This window comes from Mycobacterium sp. M26, assembly GCF_001494595.1.
Classification (GTDB): Bacteria; Actinomycetota; Actinomycetes; order Mycobacteriales; family Mycobacteriaceae; genus Mycobacterium.
In genome coordinates, this window is the sequence record NZ_LN929908.1 from 2,374,057 (window position 1) to 2,392,178 (window position 18,122).

Consider the following 18,122-nt stretch of genomic DNA (forward strand, 5'->3'; position numbering starts at 1 on the left):
CCGTATCTGTTGCTCAGCTGGCCTCGCAGCGTTCGCGGCGGCAGTACAGTGAGACCGCCAAATTGCCAGACGAGGATGCCCGAGTAGCGAGATGACCCTGTTCGACTTCTTCCAGGCCGAGGAACTGCCCGTCCCGGCGATCACTGCTGACCAGGCGCGCGAGATCGCCTCGGCGCACTTCGGTGTCGATGCCGAGATCACCCCGCTGGGCAGCCAGCAGGACGCCAACTTCCTGCTCACCGGCGCCGGCGGCGAGCCGGTCGGCGTGCTCAAGATCGCCAATCCGGCGTTCTCCCGCATCGAGTTGGAGGCCCAGGACGCGGCCGCGGCCTACATCTCCCAGACCGAGCCCGGTGTCCGGGCAGCCACCAACATCGAGCTGCCCGGCCACCCCCCGATCGCCGAGTTCCGCGCCGAGGACGGCACCGTGCTCTACGGCCGGATCATCGCCTACCTGTCGGGCGGCACGATGAGCGGCGACCGGTACGTCACCCCGACCCAGGCCGCCGCGCTGGGCACGTTGGCGGGCCGCACCTGCCGGGCGCTGGCCGACTTCGAGCACCCCGGCGTCGACCGGATCCTGCAATGGGACCTGCGCTATGCCCAGCGGACCGTGGAACTGCTGTCCGGGCACATGACCGACACCGCCCGCCGCGAGGCCGTCGAGGCCGCCACCGCCACAGCGTGGAACGTTCTCGCCGATCTCGGCGACGACCTTCCGGTCCAGGTGATCCACGGTGATATCACCGACGACAACGTGGTGTGCGGGACGCTGGCCGACGGCAGGCTGCCCGACGGCATCATCGACCTCGGTGACCTCACCCGGTCCTGGACGGTCGCTGAACTCGCCATCGCCGTCTCCTCGCTGCTGCGCCACGAGGGCGGGGAGCCGGCGGCGACGCTGCCCGCGATCGCCGCATTCAACGCCGTACGTCCGCTCTCCCCCGCGGAGATCGAGGCGCTGTGGCCGCTGGTTGTGCTGCGCGCCGCCGTGCTGGTGGTCAGCGGTATCCATCAGGCCAGCATCGACGCGGACAACGAATACGCGACCGGCGCGCTGGACTTCGAGTGGCGGATTTTCGAACGCGCCATCGAGGTGCCCAACGAGGTGATGACGGCCCTGATCCGCGACCGTCTGGGCATCGCCCACCCACCGGCTCCGGTAAGCCCGGAGGCACTGCTGATCGACGGCCTGGACGCCGGGTCGGTCGTGCGGCTCGACCTGTCGGTGGACTCCGACGCCGTGGATGCCGGGGCATGGCTGAATCCGGCCTTCGAGGCCGATCTCGCCGCTGCCGAACTGGCCCGCGGGGCGGGCGCGGTGATCACCACGTTCGGCCAGCCCCGGGTGAGCAGGTCGGCGCCGCTGAGCCCCGAGTCACCGGCGACCGTCGGCACCGGACTCGACCTGTGGCCCGGGGCCCCGCTCACCCTCACCTCGCCCTGGGCGGGTGTGGTCGAATCCGCGACCGGCGACACCGTGGTCGTGACCGGGACGTCCGGTTCGGTGCGGGTGAGCGGTGCGCTCAGCGTCGACCCCGCTTTGCGGACGGGCCAGAGCGTGGCCGCCGGCGCGGCGCTCGGCGTGGTCGATGGCCATGTCTGGATCCAGTGCCTCACCCACGCCGATGTCGTGGTCCCCGACCTGGTGCGTCCGGAGTACTCACCAGGCTGGCTGCATCCGGTGTCCGATCCCGCTCCCCTGCTCGGGCTGGAATCCCTGGTCGGATCGGCCGGCGACAGCGAGGCCCTCTGGCAGCGGCGGGCGGACTCCTTCGCCACCGTGCAGGAGCACTACTGTGCAGGAGCACTACTACCTCAACCCGCCGCAGATCGAGCGCGGCTGGCGCGAGCACATGCTGGCCACCGACGGCCGCAGCTATCTGGACATGGTGAACAACGTGGCGATCCTGGGCCACGGTCACCCGGTGCTGGCTGATGCCGTCGCCCGCCAGTGGCGCCGGCTCAACACCAACTCGCGGTTCAACTACGGCGCCGTGGTCGAACTCTCGGAGCGGCTGGCGGCAACTCTGCCCGACCCCCTGGACACCGTGTTCCTGGTCAACTCGGGCTCGGAAGCCGGCGACCTGGCGCTGCGGCTGGCGATGGCCAACACCGGCAGGCATGACATCGTCGCGGTAGCCGAGGCCTACCACGGCTGGACCTACGCCACCGACGCGGTGTCCACGTCGGTGGCCGACAACCCGAACGCGCTGGAGACCCGCCCATCCTGGGTGCACACCGTGCCATCGCCGAACGCCTACCGGGGCGACTACCGCGGCCGCGACGCCGCACGGTACGCGCCGGAAGCGGTGGAGATCATCGAAAAGCTTGCTGCGCAAGGACATCCGCCGGCGGCGTTCATCTGTGAGCCGTTCTACGGCAACGCCGGCGGGATGGCCTTGCCGGACGGTTATCTGCGGGCGGTCTACGGCGCCATCCGGGCGGCCGGCGGTCTGGCGATCGCCGACGAGGTGCAGGTCGGCTACGGCCGCACCGGCCGCTGGTTCTGGGCGTTCCAGCAGCAGGAGGTCGTGCCCGACATCGTCACCGTGGCCAAGGCGATGGGCAACGGCCAGCCGCTCGGCGCGGTGATCACCACCCGGGCGATCGCCGACAAGTACCGCACCCAGGGGTACTTCTTCTCCTCGGCGGGCGGAAGCCCGGTGTCGTGCGTGGTCGGGCTGACCGTTCTGGACATGATCGAGAAGGAAGGCCTGCAGGAGAACGCGCTGAGCGTCGGCGACCACCTGCGGGCCCGTATCGAGGCCATGGCCGACCGGCATCCGCTGATCGGCACCGTGCACGGCAGCGGCCTCTACATGGGTATCGAACTGGTCCGCGATCGCACCACGCTGGAGCCGGCCGCCGAGGAGACCGCCGCCATCTGCGAGCGGATGCGTGAACTCGGGGTGATCGTGCAGCCCACGGGTGACCGGCAGAACGTGCTCAAGGTCAAGCCGCCGATGTGCATCACCCGCGAGTCGGCGGACTTCTTCGTCGACATGCTCGACCGGGTCTTCAGCACCGGCTTCTGAGCCAGTCCCGCTGCCGTCGCACGAACGCGGCGTCGACGGCCGCGCCGTGGCCCGGGATGTAGACCGCATCCGGGCCACCCAGCCCCAGCACGTGGTCCAGGGTGGCGACCCACGCGGCGACGTCGGACTCGGCGTTGACGGCCGGATCCGCCGATTCCTCGACGAGGTCACCGCAGAAGACCACGGTGGGGTCGTCTGCGGTGATCGGCGGGACGACCACGACCAGGTCGTGGTCGGTGTGGCCGGGCCCGGGATGTTCGACGTGCACGGTCCGGTCGCCGAGGTTTAGGTCTGCGTCGGTGATGACGTGGTCGGGGGTCCGCGCCACGGCGATGGCCCGGTCCAGTTCAGCCGGGTCGGCGTCGTACTGCAGGGCATGTGCGCGAACCTCGGCAAGTCCGGTGCTCAGCGCGCGTGCCACCGCCGCAGGGGCGTAGCTGGTGGCACCGGCGAAACCGGGTGCGCCCAGGATGTGATCGAAGTGGTGGTGGGTCATCACCAGCTGCGTCACGGCCCCGCCGGTGATCTCGGCGATATCGGAAACCAGCTGCTCTGCTTCCAAAAGCGTTGTGCCGCAATCAATGAGGACAATGCCGTCGCGACCCTGTACCACACCGACCGTCACGTCGAGGTACGGTAACCGGCACCGGTGGACGCCGCGCGCCGGCGATTCCCAGTCATAGAACATGCGGCTGAAACTAGTCGCTGGCGGGGCCCTGCGCGCGGGACTTACGTTGCAACATGTAGCTAATCGAATTATAGTCCAGACACATGTCCAGACAGCTCGCTACCGATGTCCGGATACCTCAACGATGACACATGCGAGCCTGACGGGTAACCCGGCCGCGTCGATCACGGACAGTTCAGGAGCGTGACCATGCGAATTGCGTTGCTGTCCTATCGCAGCAAGACACACTGCGGTGGGCAGGGCGTCTACGTCCGTCACCTGAGCCAGGGACTCGTTGAGCTGGGCCATCAGGTCGAGGTGTTCTCCGGCCAGCCCTACCCGGAGATCCTCGATCCCCGGGTCCGCCTGACCGAGGTCCCCAGCCTGGACCTCTACCGCGAGCCCGATCCCTTCCGGGTGCCCCGGCCCAGCGAGATCCGGGACCGCATCGACGTGCTCGAACTGGCCACGATGTGGACCTCCGGGTTCCCCGAGCCCCGCACCTTCAGCCTGCGGGCGGCCCGCCTGCTCGCCGCGCGCCGCGGTGATTTCGATGTGGTGCACGACAATCAGTGCCTGGGCACCGGACTGCTCAAGATCGCCGCCGGTGGTCTTCCCGTCGTGGCCACCGTGCACCACCCCATCACGCGCGACCGGGTGCTCGACCTGGCCGCCGCCAAATGGTGGCGAAAGCCGTTGGTGCACAGGTGGTATGGCTTCGCCGAAATGCAGAAGAAGGTGGCTCGCCGGATCCCCGATCTGCTGACGGTGTCATCGTCGTCGGCCACCGACATCGCCGACGATTTCGGGGTCGACCCCAATCAGCTCAAGGTGGTCCCGCTGGGCGTGGACACCGATCTGTTCAAGCCCCGTGACACCCCTCGGGTGCCCGGGCGGATCATCGCCATCTCGAGTGCCGACCGGCCACTCAAGGGCATCGGGCACCTGTTGCACGCGGTGGCCCGGCTGCGCGCCGAGCACGATATCGAGCTGCAGTTGGTCGCCAAGCTGGAGCCCAACGGGCCCACTGAGAAGCTGCTCGCCGAGCTGGGCATCTCCGATATCGTGCACACCTCCAGCGGCCTGAGCGACGCCGAGCTCGCCGAGCTGTTCGCCTCCGCGGAGATCGCCTGCATCCCCTCCCTCTACGAGGGGTTCTCCCTGCCCGCCGTCGAGGCGATGGCCAGCGGGACGCCGATCGTCGCCAGCCGCGCCGGTGCGCTGCCCGAGGTCCTCGGACCCGACGGCGAGTGCGCCGACCTGGTCACCCCCGGTGACGTCGGCGAGCTGACCTTCGCCCTGGACCGGCTGCTGGCGTCGCCGGAGCGCAGGCAGTGGCTGGGTACCGCGGGTCGCCGCCGCGCACTCGACGTGTTCAGCTGGGAGTCGGTGGCGGCCCAGACCGTCCGGGTCTACGAACAAGCGATCGCCCGCACCGGCCGGGTCCGCTCCGATATCGAGGTGGTCGACGAACCATGCTGACGGTGGATTACGACCGGCTCGGTGTCGGTCCGGGACGCAAGGTCATCGACGTCGGCTGCGGCGCCGGCCGGCACAGCTTCGAGGCCTATCGCCGCGGCGCGAACGTGATCGCGTTCGATCAGGACGCCGAGGAACTGGCCAACGTCGACACCATCCTGCAGGCGATGGGTCAGGCCGGTGAAGCGCCCGCATCCGCCAAGGCTCAGGTGGTGGTCGGTGACGCGCTGGCCCTGCCCTATCCCGACGGCAGTTTCGACACGGTGATCGCCTCGGAGATCCTCGAACACATCCCCAACGACGATGCCGCGATCTCGGAGCTGATCCGCGTGCTGCGGCCCGGCGGCACGCTGGCCGTCACGGTGCCGCGGTGGTTGCCTGAGAAGATCTGCTGGCTGCTCTCCGACGAGTACCACGCCAACGAGGGCGGCCACATCCGGATCTACAAGGCCGACGAGTTGCGCGACAAGCTCACTCGCGGTGGCCTCACCTTCACCCACGCCCACCACGCGCACGCGCTTCATTCACCGTTCTGGTGGCTCAAATGCGCTGTGGGCGTGGACAAGCCGGAACACCCGGCGGTCAAGGCCTATCACAAGCTGCTGGTGTGGGACATGATGTCGCGGCCCGCAGTGACGCGGGTGGCCGAGTCCGCACTCAATCCCCTGGTGGGCAAGAGTGTCGCGCTCTACTTCGAGAAGCCGGTCACCGATGGCGCGGCGACCTGACCTCGACGGTGTGCCCGGCATAGCCGGGGTCCTCACTCCGCAACAGTGCCGGCAGACGGCGGAATCGATTGCCGCCGTGCAGCAGCGGTCCGGCGAGATTCCCTGGTCGGATACCGGGCACACCGATGTCTGGGATCACGTGGAGTGCGCCATGGCACTGACCGTGGCCGGACTGACCGAGCAGGCCCGGGCCGCCTACGACTGGTGCCGTCGCGAGCAACGTGCCGATGGGTCCTGGCCCATCCAGTACCGCCGCGGTGTCATCGAGGATGCCAACAGCGACAGCAACTTCTGCGCGTACATCGCCACCGGGGTGTGGCATCACGTGCTCGTCACCGGTGACCGCCGGTTCGGTGAGCTGATGTGGCCGACGGTGCGCGCGGCCATCGACTTCGTCCTGGAACTGCAGGCCGGCACCGGTGAGATTTATTGGGCGAAAAGCCCTTCCGGTGTACTGCCGGAAGCATTGTTGACCGGATGCGCCAGCGTCTACCACTCGATCCGGTGCGCACTGGCGCTGGCCGACTTTGTGGACGACCCGCAGCCCGAGTGGGAGGTCGCCCTGGGCCGCCTCGGCCACGCGATCAGCGAGCACCCTGACTCGTTCACCGAGAAGCCGCACCACTCGATGGATTGGTACTACCCGATCCTGGGCGGGGCGATGCGCGGTGCGGTGGCCAACGCCCGCATCGCCGAGCGCTGGGATGAATTCGTTGTCGACGGGCTGGGCATCCGGTGCGTCAACGACCGCCCGTGGGTCACCGGCGCCGAAACCTGCGAACTGGTGCTGGCACTGGACGCGATGGGCGAACGCCACCACGCGCTGACCCAGTTCACCGCCATGCAGCACCTGCGGGAGGCCGACGGCTCCTACTGGACGGGACTGGTGTTCTCCGACGGCAAGCGCTGGCCGGTCGAGCGGACCACGTGGACCGGTGCGGCGGTGATCCTGGCAGCCGACGCCCTCTCGGCCACCACCGGCGGCAGCGGCATCTTCCGCGCCGCCGAACTGCCCCGCGGACTGGAGGGCGACTACGACTGTGAATGCGTCAGGCGCTGAGCGGGTCCTCGCCGGCGGCTCCCGCGGTGCGCTCCAGAACCCGCAGCGAACCCATCGCGCTCGCCTCGGTGAAATGCCCGGATTCCAGTGCGCGGCAATAGATGTTGTACGGAGGCCGGCCGCCATCACGCGGATCCGGGAACACGTCGTGGATGACCAGCGTGCCGCCCGGCGCCACCCACCGAGCCCACCCTTCGAGATCCTGCTGCGCGGCGGTTTCACTGTGCCCGCCGTCGATGAACAGCAGTTGCAGCGGGGTGCGCCAGCCGCGGGCAACCACGGTCGACTTGCCGACCACGGCGACAATGGTGTCGTCGAGGCCCGCCGCGTCCAGCGTCCGGCGGAACATCGGCAGCGTGTCAAAGCGTCCACTCACCGGATCGACCATCGAGGTGTCGTGGAACTCCCAGCCCGGCTGGTGCTCCTCGGATCCGTGATGGTGATCGATCGTGTAGAGCACGCTGCCCGTCTCCGCGGCGGCTGCACCCAGCAGAACCGTGGACTTGCCGCAGTACGTGCCGATCTCGACGGCGACCCCATGGTCCAGGAAGCGGATCGCCGCGTCGTACAGCGCCCGCCCCTCGTCAGCAGGCATGAAGCCGATCACCTCGTCGGCAAGATCGAACAGTCGGGAAGTTTGCGCGGCAAGGGTGCTGTCGGTACGGCTCATGCTTCGAACCTAGCCTGTCGCCGTGCCTGATGGCCAGCGCGCATCTTGTCCGCCGGTAGTCGTTGTAGTAGCGTCCGGACATGTGTCTGAACCGGTAGCTCGCGAGGCGACGCGACGCCGGTTGACAGCGAAACAGGCTGCCACCGTGGAGCGCCTCGGCCGGGCCGCGGTCGACGTACTCAGCCGTGAGGGTTTCGCCGGTCTGACGATCCGGATGGTCGCGGCCGAGGCGGGAGTCGGCGCGGCCACCGCTTACACCTACTTCTCGTCTAAGGAGCACCTGGTCGCCGAAGTGTTCTGGCGACGGCTGGCCTCCACGCCGGCTCCCCCGTTCGACTCCGCCGACACGACCGACCGCGTCGTGACAGTACTGCGCAATATCGCGCTGCTGGTGGCCGACGAGCCCGAACTGGCCGGTGCGGTCACCACCGCGCTGCTGGGCAGAGACCCCGACGTCGAACACCTTCGCTTCCGCATCGGCCGCGAGATTCACGAGCGACTGTGCTCAGCGCTTGGCGCACAAGCGGATTCGGCGATCATCGAGTCACTCGAGCAGTTGTATGCCGGTGCGCTCGTCCGCGCCGGGATGGGGTACGCCTCCTACACCGAGATCGCTGCCAAACTGGAGCGATCCGCCCGGCTGCTGCTGGCCTGAACCGGTTTCGGCCGGCCGTCGGCCGGGCATGCCATCGAGGTGGACGTCGACCATCCCGAACTCGACCGGTCATGGGATGCCGCGGCCCGGTCGGAGAGCGAGATGCAGCGACTGGACCGCAACTGGTCGAGCCTGCTGCAAGAGTTGCGGGTCACCCAGACCGGCGTCCAGCTCCTCACCGGTTTCCTGTTGACCCTGCCGTTCCAGGCCAGGTTCACCACGCTCGGAACAGGTCTGCACGATGCCTACCTCGCCACCGTGGCGGCGTCGCTGGGCGCCACGGTGCTGCTTGTGGCACCGGTCGGGATGCATCGCATGCTGTTCCGCCAACACCGGCTCGCCACCCTGGTCTCGGCCGCCCACCGATGCGCCTACGTCGGGCTGCTCCTGCTCGGGGCGGCACTCACGGGCGTGGCAGTGGTCGTCTTCGGCACCGTGCTCGGCCCGCGAGCAGCCGTCGCCGCGGGAGCGGTGACCGGCGTAGCGATGACCGTCGCCTGGGTCGGGTACCCGCTGTGGATGCGGCACCGGTCACCGAACTGACCCTCGGCGCAGCCGGGTTTGGCGATCGGTGCGTTCGGGAACACCGCGCCCATGTTGATTCGCAGAGTGGCCCGTCCCATGCTGGCGGCCGTATTCATCGGCCAGGGTTTTGACGCGTTGCGCAGCCCCAAGCTCGCCGCCGACGCCGCCCGGCCCACGCTGGAGGGTCTGCAGAAGCTGCCCGATCCCGTCGGCGGCGGTGTGCCGACAGATGCCGAGACGTTCGCCAAGGTGACCGCCGCAGTGCAGATCGGTGGCGGCCTGCTGCTCGCGACAGGACGGCTGCCGCGATTGGCCTCAGCGGCGTTGGCCGCCACGGTGATTCCGGCCAACCTCGGTGCGCACATGTTCTGGAACGAGAACGATCAACAGCTCAAGGCACAGAAACGCCGCGAGTTCCTCACCGACATCAGCCTGCTCGGCGGGCTGATCATCGCCTCGGCCGACACCGCGGGCAAGCCGTCACTGGGATGGCGCGGCCGTCGCGCAGCCCGCAAGGTGGCAGACGCGGTTTCGGCCACCCTGCCGAACTCGAACTCCGCCCTGATCGACAGCGAGCTGGCGGACAAGGTCGGCCACGGGTTGAAGGAAGGCGCCGAGCGCGGCCGTGAACTCGCGCTGGTGGCCGGCGAGCGCACCGCACCGCTTCTGGAGGCGGCGCGCAAACGCGGCGCCGAGCTGGCCGATGTGGCCCTCGAGCGCGGTGCGGTACTGGCTGATGTCGCACGGGAACGTGGCACCGAGATCGCCGATGCCGCCCGCGACCTGGCCCGGGAGCAGGGCGCCGAGCTTGTCGATACCACCCGGTCACGGGCCAAGAAGTTGGCCAAACGCTGAGGTTCTGATCGCCGCGCGGCGAAGCCTCCGACGGCCGTGGGTGTGCGGGGTAGATTGGGTGCCCCATGACATCGGCACCAAGGAGATCTGATGACGACGGGTGATTACGATCCGAACGCCTACGGGCAACCGCAGGGCTTTCCCCCGCCGCCACCGCCTCCGCCGGGTCAGTACGGCCAGCCCGGCGGCTACCCGCCGCCGAATCCCTACGGTCAGCCGGGTTACCCGCCGCCGCCCGTTCCCGGGGTCGAGCCGGGCAGTCTGGGCCTGCGGTTCGCGGCCCGTCTGATCGACGGCATCTTCGTCGGCATCGTGGCGTTCGTGCTGGCCTTCGTATTTCATGCGACCAGCAATATCCTTGTCACCGGCCTGTTTTCGGGTCTGCTGACGTTCGCCTACTTCGTGATCTTCGAGGTCAGCCAGGGCTGGACACCGGCCAAGAAGCTCCTCGGCCTGTCGGTCCGCGGACCGGGTGGGGCGCCCAAGCCGACCGCCCAGCAGTCGGCGATCCGCAACTCGTTCACCCTGCTGTCGGTGATCCCCTACATCGGTGGCCTGCTGGCGTTCATCGCCTACATCGTGATCGCGGTGACCATCAACAACAGCCCGACCAAGCAGGGCAAGCACGACGAGCTGGCCGGCGGCACCCAGGTGGTCAAGGGCTGATCGGCTCTCGCCGGACCCGGTTCATCGCGGCGGTTGCCCGGCGCTGCAGCCGCAGTATCGTGGCCGACCCGGCCACATAGTCGGGCAGCGAGCTGTGGTGCCCCAGATAGAGGCGACTACGGCGCAACCAGATCGGGATGCTGCGGTTGCAATTGATCATGTTCTGCGCGGTGGTCACCAACTGAGCAGGCAGGTCGTCCTTGCTCTGCGGATGCGGGACGGGTGTGCAGATTCCGTTGCGCCGTCGATCATCGACATCGAGTAGTTCCAAGTGCGCGATCAGTGCCGCGCTGAATGTCTGCTGGCACATGAAGATCGGTTGCAGTGTGACACGGCCCGGTGCGAACAACGGCTGTGCGGGCCGCCTGGCCAGGCCGTCCGCCGAGCAGTCGATGAACAGACTGTCCGGAACGATGTCGATCGACCCGCGGTCGAGGACGACCTCATCGCGGCCGACGCGTTGCACCCGGCCCATCCGGACGACGTTGCGGATCTGGCGCAGCTTGGCCAATTCCGGCCGGTCGACGGTGGCGCACCGCCATTTGGTCGGCAGCGTGTCCGGATCCAGCCGCATGATGACGCCCTGGCGTTCCAGCTGCAGAAAGATGTCGTCGACAGTGGCCGCGTCCACCAGGCTGCGCACCATCGACACCACCGAGTCCAGGACGATGCCCGGTTGCATCGCACCACGGTTGAGCAGCCACGCGTCCTGCGAGACGATCCACTGGATGCGCTCGGGTGCAACCCCATTGGCCAGTAGGAAGAGAATCGAGTCCATCCCCGTCTTGCCGGCGCCGATCACCACGTAGCGCTGCGACGGTTGGCCGATCGTGGCCAGTCCGTTCGGCGGAATCAGGGCGACGCCAGGGTCGACGGTGTAGCGCGGAGGACAGACCGACGGCACCGTGACGTTCATGAACGTGGCGTCGACAACGCGGCGCGCTGCGGTCACCGTGGTGACCCGGTCATCGTCGACGGTGGACACCACCCGGCCCTCACCCCGGTACTCACTCATCGGCAGGAAGTCGACCCGGCCGCTGGCCAGGAAGCGATCCATCGCCCTGCGGAAGTAGGCGACGATCTCGGCACCCGAGCTCAGATCGGCCCCGCCCTGTCCCAGCGGTGTGGTCTGCAAACCATAGAATTCCGCGGGCTGGTGCAATCGGACGAAAGGGTAGGCGTCGTTCCAGTGACCGCCGGGGTTGGCGTGCCGGTCGACCATCACGATGCGCGCCGCGGGATCCTCATCGAGGATCACGTCGGCGAACGCCATACCCATGGCGCCGGCACCCACGATCAGATAGTCGGTATCCAGATGCTGTACCGCTGGATTCATCAGCTCCGCCTCTCTCCCACTGCGACCGGCTCAAACTAAGTCGCCCGGGAAGCGGATTTCTTCGCCACAAGTGGTACACGTTGTAGCCATTCGGGGTGAAACCGCTGTATTCCGGGTGTAGCTGCAGCGCGTGGATCGGGATCATGGGACCCGATCCAGCAGACGGCGCCACACGTCCGCACCGCACAGCAGAGGACAGCAATGACACCACCCACCGCGATCCGAAACACCCAGCGCCTGTTGATCGGTCACGGCGCACTGCTGATCTTCTTCGGCGGCGTGGCCGGGTTCGGGTTTCTGTTCTATCTGCTCGGGCGGATCGACGTCTGGCCGTTCCCGGTGTTCGACGTCCAACTTCCGGGGAGCGAAAAGGCCTGGCGGATGACGCATTTGGAAGCCATCATCAACGGCTTGATCCTGTGGATCCTGGCCCTGTTGCTGCCGCTGTTGCCATTCGGTGGCCGCGGCCTACGCCGGGTCTCGATCGGCATGATCGGGGTCGGGTGGATGTTCTCCATCGCATCGTTGTTCGACGCGATCTTTCCCAACAGCCGCGGACTCTATTTCGGCGGGCCGCTGACCAACCGCATTCCGTTCTTTCTCTTCTACGTCGGCATCGTCATCGTCATGGTCGTGTTGGCGATGATCGCCTGGCGCTCGCTGGTCACCAAGCGGCCCACGGCTGTTGACTCGGAGACGCCGCTCACCGGCTCCGACGTCTAGGTGCCGGGCCGGATGTCACGGTTGTTGCGCCCGAAGCCAGATGGTCGCCGCCTCGACGCGGTTCGCCGCTCCGAGCTTGCGCAGAATCCGCTTCACATGTGACTTCGCGGTGTCCTCGGCAATCACCAGCCGCGCAGCGATATGCGCATTCGAGGCACCGGTGCCCAGCAGCGCCAGCACCTCGAGTTCGCGCTTGGAGAGTTGCCCGGGTGTCGCACTGTCGACGGGTGGCAGGATCGCGGCGGTCGCACTCGTGGCTCCCGCACCCGCCGAGTCGACGCTGACGAGTTCCACTTCGGCATCGAGGTATTCGGCAACGACCGCGTCGGTTCGCTGCAGCAGCTTGCGCAACTCGTCGCCTTGGGCCCGCAGTCGATCGGCGAGCTGGGCTCGCTCGACCACGTGCCCGAAGCCTTCCGCGAACGCCCACAGGCTGTCCCGGTCGAACTCGTCGACCCGGCGTGGTTTGAGGCGATGGTCAGCATGCAGGAAGCCGATGACCCGGCCCTCCGGCATGATCGGCGCCGCGACGTAGGAATGGCTGTCGTAGGCCTCCACCAACGTGGCGAGCACCCGCGGATCCCCGATGGCATCCTGGATCGCCATCGGCTTCCGGCCCCGGATCATCTCGGATTCGAGGATGCCCGCGGTCAGCTCGGCGGGGTGATCGCGGCTGAACTCCAGCAGCCGCACGGATGTGGCGGGATCGCCGTTAACCCAGAGCGACTCGGCCAGCATCTGATTGCCGCGCAACCGGTAGAGCACCGCCCGATCGAAGCCGCAGGCTTCGCAGGCCTGCCGGGGGGCTGCCGCGATGATCGCCTCGGCGCTGGGCATCCGGCGCAGATGGGACAGGGCCTTCTGCACTCGGCCCAGCACGTCGAGGCGCTCGCGCAACTGGGCATCGGCGGCCCGGTCGCGTCGTTCGTGCAGATCGGCCAACGCTCGCACCGCCGCTTGCACTTCTGGCGGGCTGGACGCGGTGAGACGTCCCAACAACTCCTCGAGATCGGCCAGCTCGTCATCGAGTGCCGCGCGCTGTTCGGAGCTCACGCTGGCGGGCGGGTTGTCCGGCCACGCCGGCAGCACACCTGCGAGGCCGTAGCTGCGCAGATCGCTGCCGGCACGGGTCACGAGTGGACGCTAACAGCGCGCCGCAGCCCGTGGTCCGAGATGCCGCTAGATCACCAGGCCGAGCAGCAACACCACCACCAGACCGGTCACCGAGAGCACTGTCTCCATGATCGACCAGGTCTTGATGGTCTGTCCGACGCTGAGCCGGAAGTACTGGTTGACCAACCAGAACCCGGCGTCGTTGACGTGCGAGAAGAACAGCGAGCCCGCGCCGACGGCGAGTACGACCAGCGAGACCTGCGAGCCACTGAGTCCCTCGACCAGTCCGAGTACCAGTGACGACGCGGTGATGGTCGCGACCGTGGCCGAGCCGGTGGCCAGCCGGATCAGGACCGCGAGCAACCAGGCCAGCAGGATCACCGAGATGTTGACGTCCTTGGCCCAGTCGGCGAGCAGGGTGCCGATGCCGCTGTCGACCAGAATCTGCTTGAAGCCGCCGCCCGCGGCGACGATCAGGATGATCCCGGCCACCGGCGGCAGCCCCGACTCCACGCACGTCGTCAGCTGACTGCGCGACATTCCCGCGCCCAGACCCAACGTGAAGATCCCCACGATCACGGCGATCAGAAGAGCCACCAGCGGGGTGCCCAGGACATCGAAAGTGACTCGGAACCACTGGTTTTTGTCATCGATGAAGATGTCCACCAAGGCCTTGCCGAGCATCAGCACCACCGGCAGCAGCACGCTGAACATCGTCATCCCGAAGGACGGGCGGTGCAGCCGCCGCTCCTCACCGGTGGCCAATGCGGCTCCGGGACCCTCACGGCGCGCGGCGAATTCGTCGGGCGCGAAGGTGTCCGGCGCTTCCACGACCACCCACCGCCCGGCGAGCTTTCCGAACAGTGGGCCGGCGACGATGATCGTCGGGATCGCGACGCCGACGCCCAGCGCCAGGGTGAGACCGAGGTCGGCTCCGAGCAGATTGATGGCGGTCAGCGGACCGGGGTGTGGCGGTACGAAACCGTGCATCGCGGAAAGCCCTGCCAGCGCTGGGATTCCGACCGTGATCAAGGACAGCCCGGAGCGGCGCGCGACCAGGTAGATCACCGGCATGAGCAGTACCAGACCGATCTCGAAGAACATCGGGAGCCCGATGATGGCGCCCACCAGAGCCATCGCCCACGGAAGGGCGCGTGGCGAGGCATGTCCGACGATGGTGTCGACGATCTCGTCGGCGCCACCGGAGTCAGCGAGCAGTTTGGCGAACATCGCCCCGAGCGCGATGAGAATGCCCACGCCGGCTGCGGTCGAACCGAAGCCGTCGGAGAACGACTTGAGCACCTTCTCCAGGTTCTCCCCCGCGACGATCCCGACCGAGAGGGCACCGAAGATCAAGGCCAGGAACGGATGCAGTTTGGCGATCGTGATCAGCACGACGATCACACCGATCCCGGCGAGGAAGGCCAGGATGAGCTGCCAGCCGGAGGCCACCGGTTCGGGAAGCTTCGGCGCTTCGGCCAGAAGAAGGCTGGACGGATTCATGCGGTCTCTCCTGTCGTGCGGGACATGTAGCTCTCGACAATCGCGTCGATGCTCTGGTCGATGTCGATGGCGACGCCATGCTCGTCGTCGTCGAGGGGTTCAAGGGTGTCGAACTGCGAGGCCAGCAGGGAGGCCGGCATGAAGTGGCCCGGCCGGCTCGCCTGCCTGCGGGCGATCACGTCGGGAGACCCGCTCAGATGCAGAAAGATCACCCCGGGGCAATGCCGCCGCAGTTGATCGCGGTAGCTGCGCTTGAGTGCCGAACAGCTCATCACTCCACCCCCGGCATGGTCGGCAAGCCAGCGGCCGATGGTCTCCAGCCAGGGATAGCGATCGGTGTCGTCGAGCGGATGACCGGCCGTCATCTTGGCGATGTTGGCCGGTGGGTGGAAGTCGTCGGCATCGGCGAATGGCACTCGGAGTCGTTGGGCCAAGGCGGCACCGACGGTCGACTTCCCCGAACCGGACACCCCCATGACCACGATCGGTGAGGTCATGCCTGCGTCTACCCTGCTGTGCGGCATGTCACACAGCATGCCTCAATAGTCATACTTATTCAAGACCAAATCGTTATGAATCTGTTTTTATGGTTAGCAGAGCTCGTATGACAGCATGTATGGGTGACCTCGGAGCCAATAGTCGGCGAGTTGCATGGCAATGTGCTGACCGCATTGGGCCAGGACATCGTCTCCGGGCGCTACCAACCCGGTCAGGTGCTGACCCTGGACTCCGTCAGCGCCGCCCACGGGGTCTCCCGGTCCGTCGCACGCGAAGCCATCCGGGTGCTCGAGTCGATGGGCATGGTTGCCCCGCGCCGTCGGGTCGGCATCACCATCCAGCCCTCGACCAACTGGAACGTTTTCGACCCCCGGGTGATCCGTTGGCGCCTCGACGTCGGCGACCGCGCAGCCCAACTACTCTCGCTGTCCGAACTACGGCGCGGGTTCGAGCCCGCCGCCGCGGCACTGGCCGCCCGGCGAGCCGACCCCCATCAGTGCCGGATCATGGCGGCTGCGGTGTCCGACATGGTGGTACACGGCCGATCCGGCGATCTGGACGCATACCTGTTGGCGGACAAAGTCTTTCACCGCGCGTTGCTGGAAGCCAGCGGCAACGAGATGTTTCGGGCGCTCTACGACGTGGTGGCCGAGGTGCTCGCCGGCCGCACCCACCACGGGATGATGCCCAGTACCCCCAACCCCGCCGCGATCGAATTGCACGATCAGGTGGCGCGCGCGGTCCGGCTGCGTGACGAAGACGCCGCCGAGCGCGCGATGCGCGCCATCATCGACGAGTCAGCCGCGGCGGTGGCCGCGGACTCCTCGGGGGCACCCGGCTAGGGTCAGGCCTTCGGCTCGAAGCTGTAGTTGACCGTATCGCCGTCGACGGTGGTGACCGTCAGCGTGAAGTCCTGGTTCTCCTCGCCCGCAACCACCGCACAGTCCACCGTGGTGCCCGGCTTGCCCTCGAGATCGCCGGAGCAATCCGCGGAATCAGGCCGCTGCCCCAGCTGAGCTTCGAGCTGATCCAGCAGCGAGTTCTCCACCTGGGCCTTGGGCAGCACAGGGATGACGGTGAAGTTCATCAGCAGGTTGTTCACCTCGGTCACCTCGACGGTCCGCTTCAGGGTGACCCCGCCCGCCGTGACATCACAATGCGCCTCGGCGCCCTGCTTGCCGTCCAGACCGGACTCGCAGCTGACCGAATCGACCTTGGCGCCGGAGGCCTGCGACACCATGTTGGCCACGGTCTTCTCCAGCTGCTCCTTGTTGACCGCAGGCGACATGTCGTAGCTGACGGTGGAACCCTCGACCTTGGTCACGGTGACGATCGGCTCGAAACTGTTGGTGCTGCTGAGCACCACCTCGCAGCGGGTGGTCTTGCCGACCTCGCCCTCCAGATTGTCCTTGCACGTCACCGATTCCGGCTTGGCGCCCGCCTTGGTCAGCCGCTCAGTGATGTCTTTCTGCAGATCGGCCTTGTCCACCACCGGCTTTCCGGTCGAGACGTTGAACGAACAGCCCGCCAACGCCGCACCGCCGACCACCAGCGCCGCCACCACAGCACTCGTCCGTCGCATTCTGGCCTCCCAAAGTTTGCCGTCACCACGGGTTCCGTGGATTTCTGCGAGCAAGATACCAAGTTGCTGAGAGCCCGACGAGGTAACCGCCCAAGTCCCGTGCCGACCGGGTCGCGGCAGGTGATTGACTGCTGAGGTGAGCAGAACTCCCCGGCTGGCCCGCCGCTTCTTCGACCGGTTCGAACCCATCCACGCCGTCACCTATTTCGCCCCCGAAGTCCAAACCGAATTGGGCGCCATGGGATTCACCGGCTTCTGGCGGGGCTACTTCGCTGCGCGGTCCGCACCGCTGGGCGTCGTGGCACCCGAGGTGGTGACAGCGATCTTCTACAACTTCTCCGCCGACCGCGTGCACCGGATGCTGCCCTCAGTCTGGGAGATCGCCGCACCGCCGGAGGTGCTGCGCGTCCGCGAGGAGACTGCGGTCATCGCACTGCGCCGCTACGGGTTGACCGATGACACCCCCGGAGTCGCCGAGGCGGCCCGGCTGGCCGCCGATGCTGCCCGGCGCGCCCCCCTGGATGGCCGACCGCTGTTCGCCGCGAACCTGGCGCTACCGATGCCCGAGACGCCACTGGCCTTGTTGTGGCACGCCGCGACTCTGCTGCGCGAGCAGCGCGGTGATGGTCATGTGGCCGCTCTTGTGGCCGAAGGTATCGGTGGCCGGGAAGCCAACGTGCTGCATGTCGCGGCCGGCGCCGTCCCTGAGGCGTTCATCAAGCGCAGCCGGGACTACAGCGACGACGAATGGCAGTCCTGTGTCGAGAGCCTCGCGGCGCGCGGATTACTCAGTGCCACAGGTGATCTCACCGACGCGGGCCGGGCACTTAAGGATCGGGTCGAGGATCGCACCGACACAGTGGCGCTCGGCGGACTTGCCGGCCTCGACGACACCGAGGTCCAGCGCCTGTTCGCAGCACTGACACCGCTGACCCGGCAGGTGATCGCCGCCGGCGATATCCCGGCGACCACCCCGATGGGTTTGCAGCGCGACGACCTCGACGACGACGCCGCGCACCTCTAG

The 18,122-nt window shown here is 67.5% G+C and carries 17 protein-coding genes and 1 pseudogene; 11 read left to right on the plus strand and 7 right to left on the minus strand.

What is annotated here, in order from left to right; all coding sequences use genetic code 11:
* Positions 1 to 91 precede the first annotated feature (91 nt).
* Positions 92 to 3,038 (plus strand): annotated as a pseudogene (locus tag BN3385_RS20700) (aminotransferase).
* Here the strand turns inward: BN3385_RS20700 and BN3385_RS20705 are convergent.
* Complete coding sequence (locus tag BN3385_RS20705; RefSeq protein ID WP_059019556.1) at positions 3,022 to 3,726, minus strand: MBL fold metallo-hydrolase; 705 nt, start codon at positions 3,724 to 3,726, stop codon at positions 3,022 to 3,024. The pseudogene BN3385_RS20700 and the gene BN3385_RS20705 overlap by 17 nt on opposite strands.
* 189 nt (positions 3,727 to 3,915) lie before the next feature.
* Here BN3385_RS20705 and manT point away from each other — a divergent pair, with 189 nt between their 5' ends.
* Genes manT through mmpH form a run of 3 tightly spaced genes read left to right on the plus strand, consistent with a single transcriptional unit; the run spans position 3,916 to position 6,972 of the window.
* The gene (gene manT, locus BN3385_RS20710) at positions 3,916 to 5,187 is read left to right on the plus strand and encodes an MMP alpha-(1->4)-mannosyltransferase (protein ID WP_059022246.1); all 1,272 of its coding nucleotides are present in this window, start codon (positions 3,916 to 3,918) and stop codon (positions 5,185 to 5,187) included.
* Positions 5,181 to 5,912 carry a class I SAM-dependent methyltransferase gene (locus tag BN3385_RS20715; protein ID WP_059019558.1) on the plus strand — a complete coding sequence of 244 codons (732 nt, stop codon included), beginning with the start codon at positions 5,181 to 5,183 and terminating at the stop codon, positions 5,910 to 5,912. Before manT ends, BN3385_RS20715 begins: the two co-directional genes overlap by 7 nt.
* A complete protein-coding gene (gene mmpH / locus BN3385_RS20720) occupies positions 5,896 to 6,972 on the plus strand; it encodes an MMP endo-(1,4)-3-O-methyl-alpha-D-mannosidase (protein ID WP_059019560.1) in 1,077 nt (358 codons plus the stop codon). Before BN3385_RS20715 ends, mmpH begins: the two co-directional genes overlap by 17 nt.
* Here the strand turns inward: mmpH and BN3385_RS20725 are convergent.
* Positions 6,962 to 7,642 (minus strand): class I SAM-dependent methyltransferase, encoded by a 681-nt coding sequence (locus tag BN3385_RS20725; RefSeq protein WP_059019562.1) that lies wholly within the window; start codon positions 7,640 to 7,642, stop codon positions 6,962 to 6,964. The two genes, mmpH and BN3385_RS20725, sit on opposite strands and share 11 nt — an antisense overlap.
* An 82-nt stretch (positions 7,643 to 7,724) precedes the next feature.
* Here BN3385_RS20725 and BN3385_RS20730 point away from each other — a divergent pair, with 82 nt between their 5' ends.
* The 4 genes from BN3385_RS20730 (at position 7,725) to BN3385_RS20745 (ending at position 10,343) form a co-directional block, all read left to right on the plus strand.
* Positions 7,725 to 8,297 carry a TetR/AcrR family transcriptional regulator gene (locus BN3385_RS20730; RefSeq protein ID WP_059019564.1) on the plus strand — a complete coding sequence of 191 codons (573 nt, stop codon included), beginning with the start codon at positions 7,725 to 7,727 and terminating at the stop codon, positions 8,295 to 8,297.
* Positions 8,298 to 8,336: 39 nt separating this feature from the next.
* Positions 8,337 to 8,840 (plus strand): DUF6328 family protein, encoded by a 504-nt coding sequence (locus BN3385_RS20735; protein WP_059019566.1) that lies wholly within the window; start codon positions 8,337 to 8,339, stop codon positions 8,838 to 8,840.
* 51 nt (positions 8,841 to 8,891) lie between these two features.
* Positions 8,892 to 9,677, plus strand: a complete 786-nt coding sequence (locus tag BN3385_RS20740) for a DoxX family protein (RefSeq protein WP_059022248.1) — start codon at positions 8,892 to 8,894, stop codon at positions 9,675 to 9,677.
* A gap of 90 nt (positions 9,678 to 9,767) precedes the next feature.
* Positions 9,768 to 10,343 carry an RDD family protein gene (locus BN3385_RS20745; RefSeq protein ID WP_059019568.1) on the plus strand — a complete coding sequence of 192 codons (576 nt, stop codon included), beginning with the start codon at positions 9,768 to 9,770 and terminating at the stop codon, positions 10,341 to 10,343.
* On the opposite strand, the gene BN3385_RS20750 is transcribed toward BN3385_RS20745, so the two are convergent.
* A complete protein-coding gene (locus BN3385_RS20750) occupies positions 10,333 to 11,679 on the minus strand; it encodes an NAD(P)/FAD-dependent oxidoreductase (RefSeq protein ID WP_059019569.1) in 1,347 nt (448 codons plus the stop codon). The genes BN3385_RS20745 and BN3385_RS20750 overlap by 11 nt on opposite strands.
* A 201-nt stretch (positions 11,680 to 11,880) precedes the next feature.
* Here BN3385_RS20750 and BN3385_RS20755 point away from each other — a divergent pair, with 201 nt between their 5' ends.
* Entirely contained in the window at positions 11,881 to 12,402 is a 522-nt protein-coding gene (locus tag BN3385_RS20755; protein WP_059019572.1) for a styrene oxide isomerase, read from the plus strand.
* A gap of 15 nt (positions 12,403 to 12,417) precedes the next feature.
* Here BN3385_RS20755 and BN3385_RS20760 read toward each other — a convergent pair whose 3' ends face one another.
* From BN3385_RS20760 to BN3385_RS20770, 3 genes are read right to left on the minus strand one after another with little or no spacing between them, the layout of a single operon-like run.
* The gene (locus BN3385_RS20760; RefSeq protein WP_059019573.1) at positions 12,418 to 13,536 is read right to left on the minus strand and encodes a LuxR C-terminal-related transcriptional regulator; all 1,119 of its coding nucleotides are present in this window, start codon (positions 13,534 to 13,536) and stop codon (positions 12,418 to 12,420) included.
* A 45-nt stretch (positions 13,537 to 13,581) separates the two neighbouring features.
* A complete protein-coding gene (locus BN3385_RS20765) occupies positions 13,582 to 15,018 on the minus strand; it encodes a GntP family permease (RefSeq protein ID WP_059019575.1) in 1,437 nt (478 codons plus the stop codon).
* The gene (locus BN3385_RS20770; protein ID WP_059019577.1) at positions 15,015 to 15,515 is read right to left on the minus strand and encodes a gluconokinase; all 501 of its coding nucleotides are present in this window, start codon (positions 15,513 to 15,515) and stop codon (positions 15,015 to 15,017) included. Before BN3385_RS20770 ends, BN3385_RS20765 begins: the two co-directional genes overlap by 4 nt.
* Positions 15,516 to 15,638: 123 nt before the next feature.
* Between BN3385_RS20770 and BN3385_RS20775 the strand changes: the two genes are divergently transcribed.
* Entirely contained in the window at positions 15,639 to 16,358 is a 720-nt protein-coding gene (locus BN3385_RS20775) for a FadR/GntR family transcriptional regulator (RefSeq protein WP_082690573.1), read from the plus strand.
* 2 nt (positions 16,359 to 16,360) lie between these two features.
* On the opposite strand, the gene BN3385_RS20780 is transcribed toward BN3385_RS20775, so the two are convergent.
* Positions 16,361 to 17,098, minus strand: a complete 738-nt coding sequence (locus BN3385_RS20780) for a DUF4333 domain-containing protein (RefSeq protein ID WP_059019581.1) — start codon at positions 17,096 to 17,098, stop codon at positions 16,361 to 16,363.
* 136 nt (positions 17,099 to 17,234) lie between these two features.
* Here BN3385_RS20780 and BN3385_RS20785 point away from each other — a divergent pair, with 136 nt between their 5' ends.
* Complete coding sequence (locus tag BN3385_RS20785; RefSeq protein WP_059019583.1) at positions 17,235 to 18,122, plus strand: SCO6745 family protein; 888 nt, start codon at positions 17,235 to 17,237, stop codon at positions 18,120 to 18,122.

Bases quoted from the DNA above. Each gene is read 5' to 3' on its own strand.
- BN3385_RS20705 (WP_059019556.1), bottom strand. From the start codon at position 3,726: ATGTTCTATGACTGGGAATCGCCGGCGCGCGGCGTCCACCGGTGCCGG.
- mmpH (WP_059019560.1), top strand. From the start codon at position 5,896: ATGGCGCGGCGACCTGACCTCGACGGTGTGCCCGGCATAGCCGGGGTC.
- BN3385_RS20770 (WP_059019577.1), bottom strand. From the start codon at position 15,515: ATGACCTCACCGATCGTGGTCATGGGGGTGTCCGGTTCGGGGAAGTCG.
- BN3385_RS20745 (WP_059019568.1), top strand. From the start codon at position 9,768: ATGACGACGGGTGATTACGATCCGAACGCCTACGGGCAACCGCAGGGC.
- BN3385_RS20755 (WP_059019572.1), top strand. From the start codon at position 11,881: ATGACACCACCCACCGCGATCCGAAACACCCAGCGCCTGTTGATCGGT.
- manT (WP_059022246.1), top strand. From the start codon at position 3,916: ATGCGAATTGCGTTGCTGTCCTATCGCAGCAAGACACACTGCGGTGGG.
- BN3385_RS20765 (WP_059019575.1), bottom strand. From the start codon at position 15,018: ATGAATCCGTCCAGCCTTCTTCTGGCCGAAGCGCCGAAGCTTCCCGAA.
- BN3385_RS20715 (WP_059019558.1), top strand. From the start codon at position 5,181: ATGCTGACGGTGGATTACGACCGGCTCGGTGTCGGTCCGGGACGCAAG.
- BN3385_RS20750 (WP_059019569.1), bottom strand. From the start codon at position 11,679: ATGAATCCAGCGGTACAGCATCTGGATACCGACTATCTGATCGTGGGT.
- BN3385_RS20780 (WP_059019581.1), bottom strand. From the start codon at position 17,098: ATGCGACGGACGAGTGCTGTGGTGGCGGCGCTGGTGGTCGGCGGTGCG.
- BN3385_RS20725 (WP_059019562.1), bottom strand. From the start codon at position 7,642: ATGAGCCGTACCGACAGCACCCTTGCCGCGCAAACTTCCCGACTGTTC.
- BN3385_RS20740 (WP_059022248.1), top strand. From the start codon at position 8,892: ATGTTGATTCGCAGAGTGGCCCGTCCCATGCTGGCGGCCGTATTCATC.